At 41.8% G+C, this 20,618-nt stretch carries 19 protein-coding genes; 8 read left to right on the top strand and 11 right to left on the bottom strand.

What is annotated here, in order from left to right; translation table 11 throughout:
- Positions 1-201: 201 nt before the first annotated feature.
- From rpsB to NOS7524_RS01055, 4 genes are all read right to left on the bottom strand, one after another.
- The gene (gene rpsB, locus NOS7524_RS01070; RefSeq protein WP_015136603.1) at positions 202-993 is read right to left on the bottom strand and encodes a 30S ribosomal protein S2; all 792 of its coding nucleotides are present in this window, start codon (positions 991-993) and stop codon (positions 202-204) included.
- Between the two features lie 298 nt (positions 994-1,291).
- The gene (locus NOS7524_RS01065) at positions 1,292-1,846 is read right to left on the bottom strand and encodes a hypothetical protein (protein WP_015136602.1); all 555 of its coding nucleotides are present in this window, start codon (positions 1,844-1,846) and stop codon (positions 1,292-1,294) included.
- The gene (locus tag NOS7524_RS01060; protein ID WP_015136601.1) at positions 1,836-3,206 is read right to left on the bottom strand and encodes an AAA family ATPase; all 1,371 of its coding nucleotides are present in this window, start codon (positions 3,204-3,206) and stop codon (positions 1,836-1,838) included. Before NOS7524_RS01060 ends, NOS7524_RS01065 begins: the two co-directional genes overlap by 11 nt.
- A gap of 203 nt (positions 3,207-3,409) precedes the next feature.
- Positions 3,410-4,378, bottom strand: a complete 969-nt coding sequence (locus NOS7524_RS01055; RefSeq protein WP_015136600.1) for a glycosyltransferase family 2 protein — start codon at positions 4,376-4,378, stop codon at positions 3,410-3,412.
- 466 nt (positions 4,379-4,844) lie between these two features.
- On the opposite strand from NOS7524_RS01055, the gene NOS7524_RS01050 reads away from it, so the two are divergent.
- A complete protein-coding gene (locus NOS7524_RS01050; protein WP_015136599.1) occupies positions 4,845-7,025 on the top strand; it encodes a PhoX family protein in 2,181 nt (726 codons plus the stop codon).
- Positions 7,026-7,147: 122 nt separating this feature from the next.
- Here NOS7524_RS01050 and NOS7524_RS01045 read toward each other — a convergent pair whose 3' ends face one another.
- Entirely contained in the window at positions 7,148-7,681 is a 534-nt protein-coding gene (locus NOS7524_RS01045) for a PEP-CTERM sorting domain-containing protein (RefSeq protein WP_015136598.1), read from the bottom strand.
- Between the two features lie 296 nt (positions 7,682-7,977).
- The gene (locus tag NOS7524_RS01040; RefSeq protein ID WP_015136597.1) at positions 7,978-8,523 is read right to left on the bottom strand and encodes a PEP-CTERM sorting domain-containing protein; all 546 of its coding nucleotides are present in this window, start codon (positions 8,521-8,523) and stop codon (positions 7,978-7,980) included.
- Positions 8,524-8,914: 391 nt separating this feature from the next.
- On the opposite strand from NOS7524_RS01040, the gene NOS7524_RS01035 reads away from it, so the two are divergent.
- On the top strand, positions 8,915-10,114 hold the full coding sequence (locus tag NOS7524_RS01035) for an argininosuccinate synthase (protein ID WP_015136596.1): 1,200 nt from the start codon (positions 8,915-8,917) through the stop codon (positions 10,112-10,114).
- A 136-nt stretch (positions 10,115-10,250) separates the two neighbouring features.
- Here NOS7524_RS01035 and NOS7524_RS01030 read toward each other — a convergent pair whose 3' ends face one another.
- A complete protein-coding gene (locus tag NOS7524_RS01030) occupies positions 10,251-10,880 on the bottom strand; it encodes a DedA family protein (protein ID WP_015136595.1) in 630 nt (209 codons plus the stop codon).
- Between the two features lie 666 nt (positions 10,881-11,546).
- Here NOS7524_RS01030 and NOS7524_RS01025 point away from each other — a divergent pair.
- Entirely contained in the window at positions 11,547-11,900 is a 354-nt protein-coding gene (locus NOS7524_RS01025; protein WP_015136594.1) for an STAS domain-containing protein, read from the top strand.
- Between the two features lie 446 nt (positions 11,901-12,346).
- Here the strand turns inward: NOS7524_RS01025 and NOS7524_RS01020 are convergent, their stop codons facing one another.
- Positions 12,347-12,907, bottom strand: a complete 561-nt coding sequence (locus NOS7524_RS01020) for an Npun_F5560 family protein (protein ID WP_015136593.1) — start codon at positions 12,905-12,907, stop codon at positions 12,347-12,349.
- Positions 12,908-13,183: 276 nt separating this feature from the next.
- Positions 13,184-13,510: a 30S ribosomal protein S6 gene (gene rpsF, locus NOS7524_RS01015; RefSeq protein ID WP_015136592.1), complete on the bottom strand. Its 327-nt coding sequence runs from the start codon at positions 13,508-13,510 to the stop codon at positions 13,184-13,186.
- Between the two features lie 232 nt (positions 13,511-13,742).
- Between rpsF and NOS7524_RS01010 the strand changes: the two genes are divergently transcribed.
- Positions 13,743-14,516, top strand: a complete 774-nt coding sequence (locus NOS7524_RS01010; RefSeq protein ID WP_015136591.1) for a fumarylacetoacetate hydrolase family protein — start codon at positions 13,743-13,745, stop codon at positions 14,514-14,516.
- A gap of 3 nt (positions 14,517-14,519) precedes the next feature.
- Here the strand turns inward: NOS7524_RS01010 and NOS7524_RS01005 are convergent, their stop codons facing one another.
- Entirely contained in the window at positions 14,520-14,996 is a 477-nt protein-coding gene (locus tag NOS7524_RS01005; protein WP_015136590.1) for a Tic20 family protein, read from the bottom strand.
- 84 nt (positions 14,997-15,080) lie between these two features.
- A complete protein-coding gene (locus NOS7524_RS01000) occupies positions 15,081-15,278 on the bottom strand; it encodes a hypothetical protein (RefSeq protein ID WP_015136589.1) in 198 nt (65 codons plus the stop codon).
- A 573-nt stretch (positions 15,279-15,851) separates the two neighbouring features.
- Between NOS7524_RS01000 and glyA the strand changes: the two genes are divergently transcribed.
- From glyA to NOS7524_RS00980, 4 genes are all read left to right on the top strand, one after another.
- A complete protein-coding gene (gene glyA / locus NOS7524_RS00995) occupies positions 15,852-17,135 on the top strand; it encodes a serine hydroxymethyltransferase (protein ID WP_041555487.1) in 1,284 nt (427 codons plus the stop codon).
- A gap of 185 nt (positions 17,136-17,320) precedes the next feature.
- The gene (locus NOS7524_RS00990) at positions 17,321-18,367 is read left to right on the top strand and encodes a glycosyltransferase family 4 protein (RefSeq protein ID WP_015136587.1); all 1,047 of its coding nucleotides are present in this window, start codon (positions 17,321-17,323) and stop codon (positions 18,365-18,367) included.
- A gap of 71 nt (positions 18,368-18,438) precedes the next feature.
- On the top strand, positions 18,439-19,713 hold the full coding sequence (locus NOS7524_RS00985; RefSeq protein ID WP_015136586.1) for a competence/damage-inducible protein A: 1,275 nt from the start codon (positions 18,439-18,441) through the stop codon (positions 19,711-19,713).
- Between the two features lie 109 nt (positions 19,714-19,822).
- Complete coding sequence (locus NOS7524_RS00980) at positions 19,823-20,617, top strand: LmeA family phospholipid-binding protein (protein WP_015136585.1); 795 nt, start codon at positions 19,823-19,825, stop codon at positions 20,615-20,617.
- Position 20,618 lies beyond the last annotated feature (1 nt).

The following is a 20,618-nucleotide window of genomic DNA, read 5'->3' as shown; positions in this document are numbered from 1 at the left end:
TTGATGTTTTGGGGATCATACTCAGCACTTGTGACTCAGCACGCTGCTCAACGCCCCGCTTCCGCTAACAGCACTACGCAAGAGTGTTGAGTATTTCTATCTTACTCAGGGCTGGGGAAGAAAAAGGGATGAAATTTAAACTTCCAAAGATGAAGTATGAAGTGTGAGCATGATTTCTTCATGCTTAATCCTGGATTTTGCTTATTCTTCTTCTTCGTCGTCAGACTGCAAATCAGAGTAATCACTTTCGTCGAATTCGTAGTCTTCCTCAGCGCCTTCGTAATCTTCGTAGTCCTCTTCTACATCCAGCTGACCGTGACGACCTTCATAAATGGCATCCGCCAATTTACCGACTATCAGTTTAATTGATCTGATTGCGTCGTCATTAGCTGGAATGGGAATGTCTACTACATCTGGGTCGCAATTTGTGTCCAACATAGACACGATTGGAATTGCCAGTTTTTGGCACTCTTGCACTGCGTTATATTCCCGACGTTGGTCTACGATCACTACCACATCAGGAACTTTCCGCATGGTTTTAATGCCGCCCAAGTATTTTTGCAGCTTTGCCATTTCACGGCGCAGCATGGATGCTTCTTTTTTCGGCAATAAATCTAATGCGCCGTTTTCTTCCCGACGTTCTAAGTCTTTGAGGCGGTCTACTCTGGTTTTGATGGTTGCCCAGTTGGTGAGCATTCCACCCAACCAGCGTTGATTAATATAGTGAGAACCGCAACGGGCAGCTTCTTGAGCAATAATGCCTGCTGCTTGCCGCTTAGTACCTACAAAGAGAAACTTTTTCCCTTGCTCCGCTTGCGATCGCATATAGCTATAAGCATCTTCCATCAACTGGGCTGTTTGCACCAAGTCAATGATATGTACGCCATTGCGAGCGGTGTAAATGTAAGGAGACATTTTTGGGTTCCAACGGCGGGTTTGATGCCCAAAGTGAACCCCTGACTCCATCATTTGAGCCAATGAAACGACTGGCATATATTCTGTTACTCCTATTCGGGTTAAACCTCCATCCAGGTGTATTTCCCCAATGGGAAACACCCGAATTCCCAGATGTGCGGAATTTTGACAACTCTACTAGGTTAGCACATGGATTAAGCTGTTTTGTCAACCTATTTTTTGATTCTGATATAGTAATCCGCTTTGATTTCTGAATCACTCGTAGAGAGAGGGAACAGGTAACAGGTGACAGGGAGCAGGAAAGAAAGAAAAATGTGTACTGAGTTTTGTGTGTACTGAGTTTTGTATGCGCTAGCGCAGGCTATGCCAACAAAAATCAAATAGGAATCCTATAGTTCCCTAACAAACGATCGCTTTCTGCTACTGCGCCATTTTCTAACCATGCGATCGGCTGTTCTGTCTCTACTTTATCTGGATTTACCCAAACAATATTTTTGATCTCATCGATTTTAGCCGCAGCCTTACTAAACAGTGTTCTAGCAGTATTGTCATCTAAAGATATCACAATGCTATCTGTTGCTAATGCTGCTTCAATTAACCGTAAATCTTTAGTCATGGCTGCACATTCTTTATTACTAACAGCAATGCTTTCTATCTGATTCCATAGCTCTTGATTAATTGATATATTTAAATATTTTAATTTTTTCTTAGCCACCATTTGCCTACGCCAAGTTAGAGCAAATTTTGATTGATGCTTATCCCATTCTTCTTTAATATCTGGTGTCATTACCACCTGATGACAAATATCTAACACTGCTTTCAAAAAATCACGACAATGCACCGATGTTGGATAAATAGCCTCTTCCCCACCAGCAGAACGTGCTACAGAAGCATCAATGACAAGACGTTGACTTATTATTTTATCCGCCATGCGTACCTTGCATTAAACGAGCTTCCGCAGCACTCAAATAGCGGTTTTCCAATTGTAGAGATACATCGCCAAAATCTTCCGGCCAATCTCCAAAAGCACCTGTTTCATCTAAGTCAGCACTATTGACTCTGGTTATACCATCTTCTTGCCGTGTAAACCAGTGTAATTTGACTAAATCTGGTGATAAATTACCCTCAGCTACTAAAGATTGTATTGCTAAAATTAATTTATCACTATGTGTTTCTACAACTACTTTTACACCCCGTTTTGCTGCATTAGCTAATATTTCTGCCATAGCAACTTGAGCGCGAGGATGTAAATGAATTTCCGGTTGTTCAAGATAAACTAATTGTCCTGGTTCTGCTACAAGTAAGGCGACTAAAACAGGTAAAGTTTGAGAAACTCCAAAGCCAACATCAGCAATACTTACCATGTCACTTGCTTTAGATTTGGAACGGTGGGGAAGACGGCCTACTCTCAACTCAACTTGTGTATCATCAAATTTTTTGGCTTCGACTGCATAAGTTAAACCAAGAGTTTCCAGTGCATTCGCCAATTCTTGGAGATGTGGATCTTTAGTTATTTGCCAGTTGTTAACTACACTAGCAACATAATTTTCAAAAGTTCCAGGAAATTCTTGACCTATAGCTGTAGTCTTATAAGTACGTTCTGGGTTTCCTCGCAGTCCTGGAACATGAATTATTTTCCGAATATGTGTTTGGAATGTGTTCAGAAGACGAATAGAAAAAAAGGATGATACCGTTAACTTATCATCTTTTGAAGATTTCCAAGATAATTTAAAATCTAAGAAACATCGATTACGACCAACAATCCATTCTGTTTGAGATTTTATATCTTCTGTTAATGTTTGTAAAACATTTTTTAAGTCTAGAGGAAAAAGCCTAAGAATATCTTCATGATTCATGTAAGGCGTTAATATTACTTGCTCTTGCTCGGATTTATAAGCCATCTCTATCAGTTCAATTTCTTTTCTTGGTTGTTGTTTAAATGTGTCTCTAAAATAATTTTCCTCAGATAAATTAACTTGAATACTAAAACTATCAGTACGTTCTTTCCCAGGAGATTTAGATAGTAGCTGTTTTGTAGATGTGAATTGAACATTGGGTCCATTCAGTAGCAGAGGCCCTGGATCATAAGTAGCTTCTAGAGTTTGTTTCAGTAATAGTAGTGGCTGCATAATGCTTGATTTGCCAGAGCTATTAGCACCTGCAAGAATCGTTAATGGATGTACTGCAATACTACATTCTTCATAGATAGACTTATAGCGGCTAACTGAAATTTGTGTGATTCCTTCTGTGGCTTCTCTAATTTGATTTTTAGCTGAATTCGCTTGATTCATGATTTTTCATTTTCATTTCATCTTATTATCTCAATTATCTGTCTCTAATTTAATTATGTTTAACAAGCTAAACTTGTTTTTACATATGTAGTATTGATAATTTACGTAGATATTTTTGTATAATTTTCTATACAAAAATATCTACTTCTATCTTGAATTATTCACAAAATCAGCCTGAATTAACTGGCAACTTCTCAACTCTGCTATGAAGCCTCGCGCAATTGAGCGTAAGCCTCATATACACCCTGGACGTTGTACCAGTTGAGGAAAATCCGGGCAACTTCTAAAGCTAGCTGTGGCTTGCCTAAATTAATTAACCATTGCAGCAACGGGGTCATGGTTCGTTCATTTAATGCGCCGTTGAGTGATAGAATTCCCCACAGTAAACGATGTAACCAAGTCATTTGAATCATCATTTTCACTTCCCATGTAGGGTGCTTTTGATAAAACAACACACCCATACGTCCCCGTTGAATTTCTTTATCAATCAGGTTGGGAATTTGTTCTAAGTTAAATGGTGGATGCCAGTGATAACCAACGGCGGCGGGACATTTAATTAGTTTTAAACCTAAGTTTTTTAGCCTGACACCTAGTTCTAAATCTTCCCAGCCATAAAGTTGAAAACTGGTGTCGAATAACCCGGCTGTTTCTAACCAATGCTTGGGAATGGCGACGTTACCAGTGGCAAAGAAGGCGGCGGAAAAATCGGTGATTTTATAGGGTTCGGCGGTGGGATTGTCAAAGTTGCAAGTATTGATGACTGCACCGTAGGTAAAGAAGCGATCGCTCCCTAGTTTCTCCTTACCCTCAATTAACGCATCTACATGAGCTTGCAGGAAATTTTCTAGAACTACTAAATCACTATCTATAAATATAATGATGTCCCCTAGCGCCTGTTTTACACCCAAATTCCTCGCAGCAGCAGGCCCCGCATGGTCTTGTTCAAACCAGCGCACATGGGGAAACTCATCTTTGTGTGCTGCTAACCAATCTAATGTACCGTCAGTAGAACCATCATCTACTAAGACAACTTCATAATCAGTCACCCAACTTGAATTACTGATCTGCTGCACTTCCAAAGCACGCAGACATTTTTCTAAAATTGGCTGGCGATTGTATGTTGGTATAACAACGCTGATAAACACAGTCTCACCCACAACAGTAGTACCCATATCCAGGATAGGACACTGCGGTGCTGAACACTGTTCCTTAGCTGACTTGAGCTATAAATTATAGCCTTAGTATTCATACTAAATAAAAAATATTATTTTTTATACATAAAAAATTTCAGATCGGACTAGAGAAATTACTGCTAATGTCTCATGGGTAATAGGTCATGGAAAACAACAGTAATCAGCAATTACTCATGACGAGTATTAATAAATTCCTATTAATCAATACATAACTTGATGTTAATAATTACTACGTAAATTTAGCGAAAACATAATTATTTCCGTAACAGTGAGCAGCATGGGCTAGTTAAAACTAGCCAAATCACTGCTATTTTTGGCAACTTCAGTCAAAAAAAATACAGTAGCCTTTAGAGAAACTACGCAAAAACGCGGAGTTTTTCCTAAAACAAATCGCTCATTTGATTAGAGAAGAGGAATCTCGTAAACCTTAAATGGAGAACCAAAAATGAAAGGACGCTTTCATCCCAGAAATGATGCAACGCTCAACCCATCCCGTAACGAATCAATTCGTGACGTAATTGACCGCGTTAGTTTGAGCCGTCGGCGATTCATCATGACAGCTGTGGGTACGTCAGTGCTAACTGTAGTGGGTGAGGTTTCCATCGGCGGCTTTCTCCACAGTGTCGAAGCATCTCCAATACCTGCAAAACCTGGCTTTGGTGGGATTGGCTTCAAGAGTGTGCCACCAAATTTAAACCCAGATCCCACAAATCCAAGTTCAATACGTTTGGAAAAGGATCTTGTCAGTGTTCCTGAAGGTTACACAGCCAAGGTATTGCTAGCTTGGGGAGATCCAATTATGCCTGGTGCGCCTGATTGGAAAGTGGACGCATCCCAAGATGCTGCTGCTCAGGAAATGCAGGTGGGGATGCACCATGATGGTATGCACTACTTTTCTATTCCTCCAGAGCGGGTTGTAGGCCGCTCAGTTGGTGCGTTAGCAAGGTCTTTTAGAAATTTTGTTGGCCAGGACACAAATAAGGGTTTGCTGTGCATCAACCACGAATATACCCATGAAGAAATTCTTCATGTCGGTGGATTAAGTGCCGATATTGCCAAGATACGCAAGTCCCAAGCAGCTCACGGTGTTTCTGTCGTAGAAATTAACAAAACTGGTAATACCTGGAGTGTTAATCGTAATTCAATTTATGGTCGCCGCTACACTGCTAATACCGAGATGAGAGTATCGGGACCTGCTGCGGGTGATGACCTGTTGAAGTCGAAAAAGTTTAATATTACACCCACTGGCTCGGTTGAGATTGGCATCAACGATGGCTACACTGCCTACGGTACAGTCAACAACTGCGCCAACGGCTACACACCTTGGGGAACTTACTTAACCTGTGAAGAAAACTGGAACGGTTATTTTGCTAATCCTACCGGAGATGTAGTTTCCGCCCCAGGTCTTGATCAAAAGCCTGAAATCTTAGCTGGGCAAAGCCGATATGGTATCTCCAGAACTGGTTTCGGTTATCGTTGGCATGAAGTTGATCCACGCTTTGATGCCAGCACTAACCCACTTGAGCCGCATTTATTTGGTTGGGTAGTAGAAATTGACCCATACGATCCAGATCCAACAAGCAAAGCCGTCAAACGCACTGCAATGGGACGGTTCAAGCATGAAAGCGCCCAGTATGTTGTAGATGACAATAACTATGTAGCTTTCTACATGGGTGATGATGAGCGCAACGAATATATTTATAAGTTCGTTTGCTCCCAACGTTATAATCCAGGCAATCGTGCGGCTAACCGTGATCTACTTGACGATGGTGTACTGTACGTCGCTAAGTTCAACGACAATGGTACTGGGGAGTGGATTCCCCTCATTTATGGTCAAGGTGGTTTAACACCTGAGAACGGTTTCCGAAGCCAAGCAGAAGTGTTAATCAAAACACGCCAAGCGGCCGATCGCGTGGGTGCAACCATGATGGATCGTCCAGAATGGACAGCTGTACGTCCTCGTCTCGGTGGATTTAGGGAGATTGAAGTTTACTGTACATTGACCAATAATAGCCGTCGTGGTACAAATCCACCTTCCTCAAATAGTCCTAACGGTACAACAGCAGGAGGTAGTGCGCGTCCCCCTGTAGATGATGCTAACCCCCGTGCTAATAACATCTACGGTCATATCATTCGCTGGCGTGAAACTGGACGCACCGTGAAAGCCACTACCTTTAGTTGGGATATTTTTGTTGAGTGCGGTGACAAACTCGACTCTAATCCTAATGAACAAGGCAACATCATTGGTGATGACTACGGTGCGCCGGATGGTTTATGGTTTGACGACTTCGGTCGCCTTTGGATTCAAACTGACCAAGCTGGTGACGGTCGTGGTGATTGGGTAAACATCGGCGGTAACGTGATGATGTGCGCTGACCCCGTGACTAAACAGACTAAACGCTTTTTGACTAGCCCTACAGACTGTGAAGTTACAGGTATTACTACTACACCTGATGGTAGAACCATGTTTATCAACATCCAGCATCCAGGGGAAGGTGCGCCTGCTGATAATCCCACTAGAACCAGTGATTGGCCTCACACCCAAGGCTACGGCCCATCTGGTCGCCCCCGTTCTGGAACGGTAGTAATTACCCGCAATGACGGTGGTATTATTGGCGGTTTGTAATTTAAATTTTTTCTGCTGATAATCCATTGAGAGACGTTGTAATGCAACGTCTCTCTATTTTTTTGGGTAAAAAAAAAGACAGATGTATAATCTGCCTTGCTAGTAACCAAAAACAATTGTTCCTAGCCTGCTATTGACGAGGCTTTTTTCTTGCGTTTGATGAATAAACCCATAGTAGTAGCGATCGCAGTTCCACCTAGTGCTAAAGGTTCTGGAACTCTAGAATAACTCACTGTCCCTGTTTGTATAAGAGAGGAAGGGGATTGTGGATCAAATACATAGAAGTTTGCTCCTCCTATATTAAAGTTCGTTTCATCACCAATGAAAAATTGATCTAAAACGCCATAACTGAGTCCTTGAATCCGACCATCGTTGAAGGTGAGGATGGGGAAGAAGTCGTAGGATTGATCATCTTCCTCTGTGTAAGTAGTGCCTAGGTAGTTGAAAGTGACATCTAAGCCATTTTCTACTCCAATTGTTTCCAGACCTAAACCTGTTAAGGTTGAGTCATCAAAGCTAAAAGAACCAAAAGACTCACCAGGATTGACAGTGAAATCGTATCTAACTATGGCAGCTTGTGCAGGTTTAGCAGTAATTGCAGCAATAGAGATAGCAGCTGCAAAACTAGCAATGCCCAAGTTTTTAGCTAATGTCATCAGAAAATACTCCCAAGCTAAAGAGTTAATTGTTAAGCAATTCCACTGAATAACTCTTTAATCCATGCCTCAAGGTTAAGGAATATCAAATAAGAGGTTAAATAGCTTTGGCTTTACCGTAAAATTACTGCCATGACTACACTACTTAAAAAATCAGACTTCAAAATAAAAGCCCCCTCGTATGAGTGGGGCTTGATTCAATCAGGATTTCTCTTTTCAGTACAAGTGTACTATAAAGATAAGAATATCACAAGGGGTGTTCCCAAAAAACACAGCACAGTTGTTACCCTTGTGTTCTAGTTAGCTGTTGATACTTTTTTGCGGTTAAGCCATAATCCAGCAGTAGTGGCGATCACTGTACCCAAAATAGCTAAGGGTTCTGGTATTTGAGTGTAACTAACTGTACCTGCTTCATTAGCAGAGAAAAAGTCAGATCCCACAATGGTATAAAATCTATTGCCGCCGATAAAAGGAGTATCTAAATCACCACCGATAAAAAATTGGTTTTCCACGAAATAACTCAGTCCTAACAGTTTCCCATCTCTAAAGCTGATGAAAGGACTTACCCCTGTGGAATATTCGATATCATCTACCTGGGTATATGTAGTACCTAAGTAATCAAATAAAACGGATATTAAGCCATTACTAACATCCAGGTTCTCTTCACCTATGCGATTTAAGTTAGAGTCATCAAAGCTAAAAGAACCAAAATATTGACCAGATGTAGTATTCACATTGAAATTATAATTAACCACAGCAGCCTGTGTAGGTTTTGCTGCAACAGTAGCTAAAGACATGGCAACAACAAATGCAGCCGTGCCAAAATTTCGGGTTAATTTCATCAGATAAAACTCCAAAGTTCAAAAGTGAATATTGTGGCAATATCACTTAAATAAACTTGGAAATTACTACCAGAGGTTAAGAACTATAGAATATATGGTTAAGCAAAATTATTTATTATGTATTGGAGAAAAAAAATGAATATTTCTCTATTTATATAGATAGTGGACATATAAGACTCCTATTGGATTTCTGGAAAATTAAGTACACCTCCTCCTCTTTCTTTGCTGTAACCTGTCGCCCATAACCTGTCACCCATCCCCTGTGTCAATGAATGATGATTTATTGCCCTGATTAATTAACCTATCGGCTGTTGCATCAAGAAAATATACACAGTGTATTTAGATATAATAATGACTCATTCTTTATGTGTTTTCCTAACTGGAGAAGCAAATGGGTCGCGCCAAAAAGGTTGTTCTCGCATATTCTGGTGGAGTTGATACTTCTGTTTGCATACCCTACCTCAAACATGAGTGGGGTGTGGAAGAAGTGATTACGTTAGCAGCAGATTTAGGACAGGGAGATGAATTAGAACCAATCCGAGAAAAAGCTTTAAAATCGGGTGCTAGTGAATCCCTAGTGTTGGATGTGAAAGATAGCTTTGTGAGAGATTATGCTTTTCCCGCCATTCAAGCTAACGCCCTCTATGAAAATCGTTATCCCCTAGGAACTGCCCTAGCCCGGCCGTTAATTGCCAAAATATTAGTAGAAACTGCTGAAAAATACGGTGCAGATGCGATCGCGCATGGTTGCACTGGTAAGGGTAATGATCAAGTGCGCTTCGATGTATCCTGTACAGCCCTCAATCCCAATCTGAAAATCTTAGCACCGGCGCGGGAATGGGGTATGAGTCGAGAAGCAACCATTGCTTATGGAGAAAAGTTTGGTATCCCAGCCCCAGTGAAAAAGTCTTCTCCTTACAGCATTGACAAGAATTTACTGGGTCGTAGTATAGAAGCTGGTGTATTGGAAGATCCCAAGTTTGAGCCACCAGAAGAAATCTATGAAATGACAAAAGCGATCGCAGATACTCCCAACGAACCAGAGTATATTGAAATTGGATTTACCCAAGGTATCCCCACCACCCTCAACGGTACAACCAAAAACCCTGTAGAACTCATCCAAGCAATCAATCAGATCGCCGGCACTCATGGTGTCGGACGCATCGATATGATTGAAAACCGTTTGGTAGGTATCAAATCAAGAGAAATTTACGAATCACCAGCCATGTTAGTGCTGATTCAAGCACACCGGGATTTAGAAAGCCTGACTTTAACTGCGGACGTTACCCATTACAAACGAGGCATTGAAGAAACATACAACCAAATTGTGTACAACGGTTTATGGTACAGCCCACTTAAAGCGGCTTTAGATGCTTTTATTCAAAAGACACAAGAACAAGTATCTGGAACTGTACGCTTGAAACTTTTCAAGGGTAACGCAACTATAGTCGGTCGTTGGAGCGATAATTCACTCTACAGCCCTGATTTAGCCACCTACGGCGCTGACGATCAGTTTGATCACAAAGCAGCTGAAGGCTTTATTTACGTTTGGGGATTACCTACACGTATTTGGGCGCAGCAAACTAAATAAAGGTGAAAGAAAATTTGTAGAGACGTAGCACTGCTACGTCTTTACTTGAGTATGGTGCGTCAGATGTCAAAAATATGTTCATTTTTAACAAATTATCTCTTCTGACGTACCCTACAAAAGACTAGGCAGGCGAGTGTCAATCTTCTGCTGCACTCTTAACTTGGCGAGACTCCAACCACAGAGGGATGGCAATCAGGGCAACAAGTATCACTAAAGCCAAAATTGCAAATTGACTCACCCAAGCAACTAATTGTTCGAGGGAAACAATTCTGCCTGCGAAAAACGCTAACGTTACCATCAACCCAGCCCAAACACTCGCCCCTAAAAGGTTGTATATCAAAAATTTTCCGAAAGGCATCTCAGCTATACCAGCTAGTGGAGCCGCAAATATTCGCAATAATGCGAAAAAGCGCCCAAAAAATACAGCTTTAGCTGCGTTTTCACTAAATTGCTCTTTAATACTCAACAGCCGCACTTCACTAATCCGAAATATCTTACCTATTCGCAGTAAGAAAGACCAGCCGCCAAGTCTACCAATCCAGTAACCGCAAATCCCACCAAGTACAGCACCAGTAACGGCAACACCGAGAACTATCCAGTAACTCAGCTCATCACTGCCAGCTAGAAACCCACCTACTAAGGTTACTGTTTCACCAGGAAGGGGAATGCCTAGATTTTCTAGCAAAATCCCCAAAAAAATAGCCCAGTAACCGTAATGTTGGGCAAACTCCTGGATGTTTTCTAGTGAAATCAACTCAAGAGACATCCCGCACCGCCGCCTTTACAATTTTTTACTTTATATACATCTTTGCTTGTTTATGAGTGAGGTGTCAATCAAGCTACTGTTAAGAAAAGGGGTTGTAGGATAGCCACTGGCGTGGGCGGGTTTCCCGACTTGAGCCAAGTGGCGTGTGTAAGGGTGTAGGGAAGCGTCACCTTCCCGCAGGGTGGAAGATGAGGAGGATGTAGCTTGCTTTCCCTACAGAGGTGTCAGCCTAGCACCGAGCGAGAGTAGGGGAAAATAATTATTGCTTGTCACCTATTGCCTATTGCCTATTGCCTATTGACTAATACTTATAGTATTTATCAGATATTTAATATTGACAGATACATATCTCTTAGATACTTATCACAAACGCATAACTACTGTTATAAAGCAAGAATTTATTATGAAAAATTTATAAAAAGCAGATAAAAATATAAAAATTATGTAAAAGATACGGTTGATACTGAATTCATTAGGCGTTTGTGCCTATATTGGGGGTGTAAAAACAAATTATACGGCTTAAATACTGATCAACCCTGTCAACTGATGGCTTAGGCCTTGCTCTTGTTGTGGATTTAACAATGAATTAACAGCTGACACTTTATCAGTATTATTGTCCGCTTTCTGCTTTTGTTAAGTGTTTCAACTACTTACCTTAAAAAAATTATGACGCTCACACAAGAACTGCAAGTACTTTTGTTTAAACCTCAAGGAAGCATAGACGTAGAAGGCGGCATGGCTTTGAGCGAACAAATGGCTGAAATATCTCCTCAGCCGCATCAAATTTGGGTCATCGATCTAGCAGAAGTAGATTTTATGGATAGTTCTGGCTTGGTTTCATTGGTTAAAGGTCTGACTTTTGCTCGTCAAAGTAATTGTCGGTTAGTTTTGTGCAACGTACAAACCCCTGTACGTCTAATTTTAGAACTTACGCAGTTGGATTCAGTATTTGAAATTTTTGACACTTACGAAGACGTACTTACTCTGGTTAATGATCAAAATTTAGCTTTAGCAAGCTAACCTTTCATTGTAAGAGCAAGCATTTGGCAATGTCAAAAGTCATGGTATTTCTTAATACTTTCTAATCATTTCCTCTCATTGCCTATGCTCTTAGTTCTGCTCTTAATGAAATAGAATGCCTAGAGTAACGACTAATCAGCAATGCTTACAGTCGTTTATTGTCTCCACCAGGTGCAGTGGGTCATAGTTAAAGTAGAATCAACTTCTTGGCTACCCATGCTGCACCAGATAGGTAGGTATTAATACATCAGAAAAAACTGGGAGTCACATCATCCCAAATCATTCTCCAATTAAAGGCTTAATTTGAGTCGTAAAAATGAATCGCTTACTACTCCAAGTAAGAGATCAAAGTCAAAGACGAATTAGGATAACAATTAAAATTTATCAGACAGGAAAAATTAAACTGTAGTTGTAAATATCAGAGAAGTAAATTGACACTGATTAATTCAGGCATTTTGGACAGCAGAAACATTACCTTGTTCAGATGTAGGACGAGGAAAATTTGGTAAATCGATACCACTATGACTAGACGTGCGGGTTTTGAGAGCTAAACGGTAACTGACACTTTGGAGTTCTGCTTGCAGTTGACGGTTTTCCCGTTGTAGCATTGACACTTTTTCTCTAACTGGAGCCATGCGTTCTTCAAACTTACGACGGTAAATTTGAGGTAACTCTTGTACTACTTGCTCCAACATCCGGCTACGATCAGTCAACTCTTGTACGGTTTGGCGCAGTTGGTAAATTTCGGTATCACGAGATGTAATTTGTTCTTGGTAGAACATCACTTGCTGTTCTACCGCTTGTAGTTGTTCTTGCAAGGCTTGCAACTGACTCAGGTTAGGTTCAGGCTCAGATTTTTGGGGTATAAAATTAGTATTGCCCTTCACTAACCGGAACAGTTCTTGAGATAGCTGCTGTACTAATTGATCGCGCAGTTGTAGTTCTTGATGCAACTGCGATATTTCCTGAGAGAGAGTTTGGATGTTGGGGATTTCAGGTTGGCTCACGGTGGCTTAAAGCTCCGATTGAAGAATGGTGTCAAACCTTTAGGTATAACTGCAAACGTACTGCTTTTGGCAAGTACCTGTTAATTTAGCATTCCCAACTGAATCAAAAAAAGGTACAAGGTAAATTTTTTTTTAGTTTGATTAAACGCTGTTAGCTGTAGGGCGGCGTTGAGCTGGTGCTGAGTTAGGAGTCCTTATCATCTGCATACACCAAGAAGTGATGATCAGGAGCTAGAGACTAGCAATTTTTACTCATCACTCAGCACCGTTTACACCTTAAGCTGTAACAGCTTCTGGCTCTGTTTTGGCCTCTGACACTTCTTGCTTAGTTGTCAGGTAGCGAATTACTTCTTCGCTCAATCGCATGGCTCGTTCTAGGACAGCGATCGCAGTTCCGGGGCCTGTGTAGTTAAATTGGATGTAAATTCCGTCCCGATGTCTATTGATTTCATAAGCAAGACGACGCTTACCACGATTTTGGATTTCGATATTACCAGCACCTTGGTCTTGCAGTAGGGTCTGATATTTAGCGATCGCTTGCTCTACTTGTTCATCTGTCAGGTCAGGACGCAAAATATATAGTGTTTCGTAAACTGTGGACATGATTGTAAGTCTCCTTTTGGACAACTGGCTGCTTGCAATGATTTATACAATGGTCTGCTAGAAGCTACCAGTATCAATCAACAATTGAAGCAACAAGGAACTATAATCTTACCAGTTTTTAATTTTAATCATCAGCCCAATCTGCCAAAATTTGGATTTTGTAGCTCCAACCTGCATCAAAAAGGAAGATAGCTACTTTCAACATTAGATAATAAGGATATTGATCAAGGTTATGGCCCAACGCTATGTGCGAGTTCAAAATCTAGAGGGAAAGATTTACTATGGGTTGCTACAACTATCTCTTAACGTGCAGGTGTTAGATGCTCCACCCTGGTTACAAGGACAGCCCACAGATTTAATTTTAGAATCAGACAAATACCACATTCTTGCTCCCTGCGCCCCCTCCAAAATTGTAGCTGTGGGGAAGAATTATGCAGATCATGCAGCAGAAATGGGAACTCTAGTTCCTGTTGAGCCGTTAATTTTTCTCAAACCGCCCACAACAATTATTGCTTCGGAAACAGCAATTAAGTATCCTCGCCAGTCGCAACGGGTAGACTACGAAGGGGAATTAGCATTGGTGATTGGCGATCGCGCCTGTAACTGTACACCAGAAGAAGCCCAAACTAAAATTTGGGGTTATACCATCGCGAATGATGTAACGGCGCGAGATTTACAACAAAAGGATGGACAATGGACGAGAGCCAAAGGTTTTGACACCTTCTGTCCTTTAGGCCCTTGGATTGTCCGAGAATTAAATCCAGGTGCGAGATTACAAACATTTCTCAATGATGATGCCAATCCCGTGCAATCGGCTGAGATTGATCAGATGGTTTTTCCCCCAGATTTTTTAGTGTCTTATATTAGTCAGGTGATGACATTGCTACCTGGAGATGTGATATTGACAGGTACACCCCAGGGTATAGGGCAATTACATCCAGGCGATCGCGTCCGTGTGGAAATCGAAGGCATCGGTCGCCTAGAAAACACCGTGGCAACCCGTTAAGAATTAGCGTACTTGCATATAAACAGCATCGGAAATCGCCGGAATTTCTGCATAACGTCCTAACAATGATTGGGCAACTGAATAGATCACTGCTGCCATTACACCTAGAAAAATGGTTGTATAAAGAGTTTGTGTAGCAAAACCAGTAGCAGGAATGAGTCGCACCACATCAGTCAGGATGCCAAATAAAAAGATAATAATGTCTATGAGAATGGCTTGCATGGTATTGAAACGAATGAAATGACTAATTTTTTCGTTTCTGACAACTAATAGCCACAAAGCAAAGAAAATGATTAATCCTGCATAACGAACACCATAGTAAATTTGCAGCAATGGGATGAGTGGCAGAAACAGTAATTGTAGGGGTGGAAACTGTCTCAGCAAAAATTCACCATAGACAAAAACTTCAATGATAGGGAGCAGATAAGGTAAACAAGCAAAAAACCGATCTGGAATTGTTGTAGATCCGCGCCAAGTCATTATGCGTTCTCCTGTGGCTAAAATTTCAGACTTTCTTGAGCCTAGGATAACGCAGTTAATCAGCCTTTCTTGTGAAACTATGATTTATTCTACTTGGGCAATGCGGAAACCCATCAGACACTCATACTGTTCTGACTGTTGTTCTACAAGCTTACGAATAGCTTGACCACAACATAATTTTCCTCCACGCCACCGGGGTTGACCACTACCATCAGCCAGTAAACAAGACTGGCAAACCTGCTCAGGGGCAAGGATTTGATCATCCATTAAAATGACTAGCATCCAATCCCTCCTGTAAATCCTCATCATGATCCACATTCTTCCAGGAGAAGACACAGTTTTTAGGTGTCCTAAGAGATGCTGAAGGCTTGCAACTAATTGAGATTGTCCTTGGTGCAGGTTGCCTCAGAGTATCCTTCAGCACTCTTTTTGGCAAAAATGGGGTTAGTAGTAAAAAATTGTCAAGTGAACTTTACCTTAATTGTATGTTGTTGGTCTGAGAGATTTAGTTTTTGAGTAAATACTCATACATAAATTATTACTCCTGTTGCCCCTGAACTCAAGCAGGGACAGACTGTGATATTCGTTGCATTGTTGAGTAGTCAGTTGATCTGAACAACAAATAATATAAAAGTTCACATTCTCCTAAAGAGGTTTATGATAATTAATCTATGCACTTAGTCGGTGGCTAATAATAAATAAATCAGCACACATAAAAGTCAAAAGTACACACGCGGTTAATCGTGTCTGTACAGCAGTCAAAGGACTATGGAACTATGGGCTGTTGACTCTCAATTAAGTGCTAAGTTCCAACAAAATCAACTGTTGTGCAAATTTCCATTAGGTATAGTTGAAGTGACTAAGACAAATTCAGACTTGCTTGCTACCTCGGATCCAGCGATCGCAGAATTAATTAATCAAGAACTCCAACGCCAACGCGACCATTTGGAGTTAATTGCTAGTGAAAACTTTACCTCAGCAGCTGTCTTAGCGGCTCAAGGTTCCGTACTGACAAATAAATACGCAGAAGGTTTACCTGGCAAGCGTTACTACGGTGGTTGCGAATTTGTTGACAAAATCGAGCAAATAGCCATTGACAGAGCTAAACAGCTATTTGGTGCAGCTCATGCCAACGTACAACCCCACTCTGGCGCACAAGCGAATTTTGCAGTTTTTCTGACATTGTTAGAACCAGGTGACACAATCATGGGCATGGACTTGTCCCACGGTGGACACCTCACCCACGGTTCTCCGGTGAATGTGTCGGGTAAATGGTTTCAAGTGCGTCATTATGGTGTGAGTCAGCAAACAGAACAACTAGACTATGACCAAATTCGCGAGTTGGCACTAAAAGAGCGTCCTAAGCTCTTGATTTGTGGTTATTCTGCCTATCCTCGGATGATTGACTTTGAGAAATTCCGTAGTATTGCTGATGAAGTTGGTGCTTACTTACTAGCTGATATTGCCCACATTGCTGGTTTAGTTGCTAGTGGCTTGCATCCTAACCCAATTCCCTACTGTGATGTCGTCACCACCACCACCCATAAAACTCTGCGTGGCCCCAGAGGTGGTTTAATTTTGACCCGTGATGCAGAACTCGGTAAAAAGTTAGATAAATCTGTTTTCCCCGGAACTCAAGGCGGCCCTCTAGAACACGTAATTGCAGGTAAAGCAGTGGCATTTGGTGAAGCCTTAAAGCCAGAATTTACAACTTACTCCCAGCAAGTAATTGATAATGCCCGTGCTTTAGCGGCTCAATTACAAAACCGGGGCGTAAAACTGGTATCTGATGGTACAGATAACCATTTAATGCTCGTCGATTTGCGTTCTATTGGTATGACTGGTAAGAAGGCAGATCAGTTAGTGAGTGAAGTTAATATTACCGCTAACAAAAATACAGTTCCCTTTGATCCCCAATCACCATTTGTTACCAGTGGTTTGCGATTAGGTTCTCCTGCTATGACAACAAGGGGTATGGGAGTAGATGAATTTACCGAAATTGGTAATATTATCGCCGATCGCCTGCTCAACCCAGAATCAGAAACAGTAGCTCAAGATTGTAAACGCCGAGTAGCAGCATTGTGCGATCGCTTCCCCTTATATCCTCACCTGGAGATTCCCGTACCTGTTTTAGCATAAGGCAGGGGAGCAGAGGGGCAGGGGACAGGGGGAGATGAGGAGCAGAGGGGAAAAATCCAATCCCCAGTCCCCAGTCCCCAATCTCAAATTCCCATGCTGATCAGGGTCTGAAATGTAGTAAAAATATTTAAGGAAACGTCCTCGGCAAATTTTTGTTAAATAAACTACATTCTTAAAAAATACAGATGCCTGCTCAGATTTATCATCTGATCGCCTTCCTGATTGCTGCCGTAGTCGTTCTCTGGACTACGCCTGATGTCAAAAATATTGGGATTAGAAGTGGACGTGTAGATCAACCTGGCGATCGCAAAATTCATGACCGTCCGATGGTACGCCTGGGAGGAGTTTCTATCTTCACAGGTACAATGTTATCCCTATTAATTGTCTGGTGGTTGGGTGGATTTGCCAATCTACCACCGGATAAAGAATGGCAAATCTGGGGCGTAACTTTAGGCGGTCTTGGCTTTTTTCTGATTGGGTTAGCCGATGACTTATTAAGTTTATCTCCTTTAAAACGCCTGCTTGTGCAAATTATTGTTGCAGCTGCTGCATGGCAAGCAGGCGTAAGTATAGATTTTATTACCGTTCCCACCGTTGGCATAGTTGACCTCAACTGGCTAAGTTTGCCCATCACAGTAGTTTGGTTAGTAGGGATGGTGAATGCTATTAACTGGATTGATGGGTTAGACGGTTTAGCTGCTGGGGTTTCTGGAATTGCTGCTGTAGTAATGCTGCTAGTTTCATTGTTTATGCACCAACCAGCAGCCGCTTTAATTGCTGCCGCCTTAGCTGGTGCAGCCCTAGGGTTTCTGCGCTATAACTTCAACCCAGCACAAATCTTTATGGGTGATGGTGGTTCATATTTTATGGGCTTTACCCTAGCTTCTGTAGGTGTCATCGGCTTAGTCAAAATTCCTGCCTTCACAGCCGTTCTTTTGCCATACTTGATTTTGGCAGTCCCCATTGTAGATATGTCCGCAGTGATTTTGGCACGATTACGACGCGGTAAGCTACCTTGGGTAGCGGATAAATGTCATCTCCATCACCGACTCCTACAAGCTGGTTTATCCCATAGATGGACAGTTTTATTTATTTATTCTCTTACCTTGTGGGTGGGAAGTTTGGCGTTATTGGTGGCTGGTGTGCCTAGCAGTATTGCTTACATTAGTGCAGCCACTTCCCTATTAAGTTACGTGATTTGGCGAGTTCGCAAATTCTCTCAGCAAAAGTGAAAAGCAAAATTACAAAGGTAAAGTAAAATAAGCAATCTTTACTTTTGCCCCTTGCTTTTTTACTAAATTAAATGAGCGCAGAAATAATTTGTGTCGGTACTGAATTGTTGTTGGGTGACATCCTCAACAGTAACTCTCAATTTTTAGCCCAACAACTAGCCCAATTAGGCATTCCCCATTATTATCAAACAGTCGTGGGGGATAACCCAGAACGCATCAAGCAAGTTATTGAAATTGCTCTTTCCAGAGCTACAATTCTCATTTTCACTGGTGGACTAGGCCCTACACCCGATGATCTTACCTGTGAAACCATCGCTGATTTTTTTGGTGTTCCCTTGGAGGAACGTCCAGAAATTATCGAAGATATCACGCAAAAATTTGCCCAGCGTGGGCGAGTAATGACTCCAAGCAACCGCAAACAAGCCTTGATTCCCCAAGGTGCAGAGATTTTGCCTAATCCTAGTGGGACTGCACCCGGTATTATTTGGCAACCCCGTCCGGGAATTACGATTTTTACCTTTCCTGGTGTTCCCAGCGAAATGCACCGGATGTGGCAAGAAACAGCAGTACCATTTCTCAAAAGTCAAGGTTGGGGTCAAGAAATTATTTACAGCCGGAGTTTGAAGTTTTGGGGGATTGGGGAATCTGCTTTAGCAGAAAAAGTCAGTGCTTATTTTAATATGCCTAACCCCACAGTAGCGCCCTATGCAGGTAAGGGAGAAGTAAGGCTACGTGTCTGTGCAAAAGCCACTTCACAAGCAGCAGCCGAAGCTTTGATTGCACCGATAGAGCAACAAATTAAAGAAATTGCTGGGTTAGATTTTTATGGTGTCAATGATGATACTTTAGCTTCTGTAGTTGGTCAGCTGCTGCGGGCTTCAGGAGAAACTCTATCAGTGGCAGAATCCTGTACTGGTGGTGGCCTGGGGCAAATGTTAACGGAAATCTCCGGTAGTTCTGATTATTTTTGGGGCGGTGTTATTTCTTACGATAATTCAGCCAAAGTAGGTTTACTGGCGGTAAAACCAGAGGATTTAGAACAATTTGGGGCGGTTAGTGATCATGTAGCCGAACAAATGGCAATTGGCGTAAAAACCCGCCTGTCAACAACTTGGGGCTTGAGTATCACAGGGATTGCTGGTCCTGGTGGAGGAACGGATACTAAGCCTGTGGGTTTGGTTTACATTGGTTTAGCTGGGCCAAAAGATGAAGTGACAAATTTTAAATATCAGTTCGGCACAATGCGCGACCGCTCTTTCATTCGTCATTTAAGTGCGTGTACAGCCCTGGATTTATTGCGGCGACGGCTGTTGAAACTGAAGAAGATCACACACTCATCTATGTAGCATTAGCCAAACCACGTCAAACTATCAGGACAAACAATCGCTAGACACTTGCTCTATTCTTCACAGTTTGTTACAAAAGTACAAAGAACTTCTAGAGACCCACAACCTCATGTTCGGCGGACTAACTGGTTTACAAGATCCTAAAGGCACTGATTGGGGCGAAAAAATGCTCAACACAGTTGCCAGCCAAACGATTCGCCATCTGTTTACCCAAAGCGAGTCAGTAGAAGTCCTTGTGCGCTGCTATCCCTCCAGCAAACTGTTGCAAGGCAGCATTGATAGTTTTAAAATGAGCGGCTGCGGCTTGGTCATCCGTAGAGACTTTGCGGTTGAGGAGATGTCTTTTGAAACGGATGCTGTAGCTATTGACTTTGGCGCAGTTTTGAGTGGCAAATTGAATCTCAAACAACCAACCCAAGCGATCGCTCAAGTAGTATTATCTGAAGATGGTATCAACCAAGCCTTTAATGCTGAACTGGTAAAGAAACGCCTAGTTAATCTCTCTGTACCTGCTTTAACAGAATTATCTGGTGGTCAGCCAGTCTCATTCACTGAAGTTCAGGTGCAATTACTACCACAGAATCACTTAAGACTTTCAGCCAAGGCAGATTTAAACAGTGGAGAACTCATCCCACTGCACATGACATTAAGCATAGCTATCGAAAAACGCCGCCGCATTGCTTTTAAAGAACCAAAAGTAGAACTTGATTTAGTCCCAGAAGCACAAAAAGAAATCTCCCAAACTCTCAGCCTAGCACTGGCAGAAATTTTAGATAATATGGTCGATTTGGATCGTTTTGACCTAGATGGGGTAAAAATGCGGCTTAATCGTTTAGAAACTGAAGGTAAAAGGTTGATTTTTAGTGGTTATGCGGAAATTGAACGGATTCCACGTAATGGGTAAT

The organism is Nostoc sp. PCC 7524, assembly GCF_000316645.1.
GTDB lineage: Bacteria > Cyanobacteriota > Cyanobacteriia > Cyanobacteriales > Nostocaceae > Trichormus.
Note: the sequence above shows the minus strand (reverse complement) of the source record. Positions and strands in the feature narration are given on the sequence as shown.

Excerpts from the sequence above, each read along its gene's own strand:
- rpsB (WP_015136603.1), bottom strand. The coding sequence starts at position 993 with ATGCCAGTCGTTTCATTGGCTCAAATGATGGAGTCAGGGGTTCACTTT.
- NOS7524_RS01065 (WP_015136602.1), bottom strand. The coding sequence starts at position 1,846 with ATGGCGGATAAAATAATAAGTCAACGTCTTGTCATTGATGCTTCTGTA.
- NOS7524_RS01060 (WP_015136601.1), bottom strand. The coding sequence starts at position 3,206 with ATGAATCAAGCGAATTCAGCTAAAAATCAAATTAGAGAAGCCACAGAA.
- NOS7524_RS01055 (WP_015136600.1), bottom strand. The coding sequence starts at position 4,378 with ATGGGTACTACTGTTGTGGGTGAGACTGTGTTTATCAGCGTTGTTATA.
- NOS7524_RS01050 (WP_015136599.1), top strand. The coding sequence starts at position 4,845 with ATGAAAGGACGCTTTCATCCCAGAAATGATGCAACGCTCAACCCATCC.
- NOS7524_RS01045 (WP_015136598.1), bottom strand. The coding sequence starts at position 7,681 with ATGACATTAGCTAAAAACTTGGGCATTGCTAGTTTTGCAGCTGCTATC.
- NOS7524_RS01040 (WP_015136597.1), bottom strand. The coding sequence starts at position 8,523 with ATGAAATTAACCCGAAATTTTGGCACGGCTGCATTTGTTGTTGCCATG.
- NOS7524_RS01035 (WP_015136596.1), top strand. The coding sequence starts at position 8,915 with ATGGGTCGCGCCAAAAAGGTTGTTCTCGCATATTCTGGTGGAGTTGAT.
- NOS7524_RS01030 (WP_015136595.1), bottom strand. The coding sequence starts at position 10,880 with ATGTCTCTTGAGTTGATTTCACTAGAAAACATCCAGGAGTTTGCCCAA.
- NOS7524_RS01025 (WP_015136594.1), top strand. The coding sequence starts at position 11,547 with ATGACGCTCACACAAGAACTGCAAGTACTTTTGTTTAAACCTCAAGGA.
- rpsF (WP_015136592.1), bottom strand. The coding sequence starts at position 13,510 with ATGTCCACAGTTTACGAAACACTATATATTTTGCGTCCTGACCTGACA.
- NOS7524_RS01010 (WP_015136591.1), top strand. The coding sequence starts at position 13,743 with ATGGCCCAACGCTATGTGCGAGTTCAAAATCTAGAGGGAAAGATTTAC.
- NOS7524_RS01005 (WP_015136590.1), bottom strand. The coding sequence starts at position 14,996 with ATGACTTGGCGCGGATCTACAACAATTCCAGATCGGTTTTTTGCTTGT.
- NOS7524_RS01000 (WP_015136589.1), bottom strand. The coding sequence starts at position 15,278 with ATGCTAGTCATTTTAATGGATGATCAAATCCTTGCCCCTGAGCAGGTT.
- NOS7524_RS00990 (WP_015136587.1), top strand. The coding sequence starts at position 17,321 with ATGCCTGCTCAGATTTATCATCTGATCGCCTTCCTGATTGCTGCCGTA.
- NOS7524_RS00985 (WP_015136586.1), top strand. The coding sequence starts at position 18,439 with ATGAGCGCAGAAATAATTTGTGTCGGTACTGAATTGTTGTTGGGTGAC.
- NOS7524_RS00980 (WP_015136585.1), top strand. The coding sequence starts at position 19,823 with ATGTTCGGCGGACTAACTGGTTTACAAGATCCTAAAGGCACTGATTGG.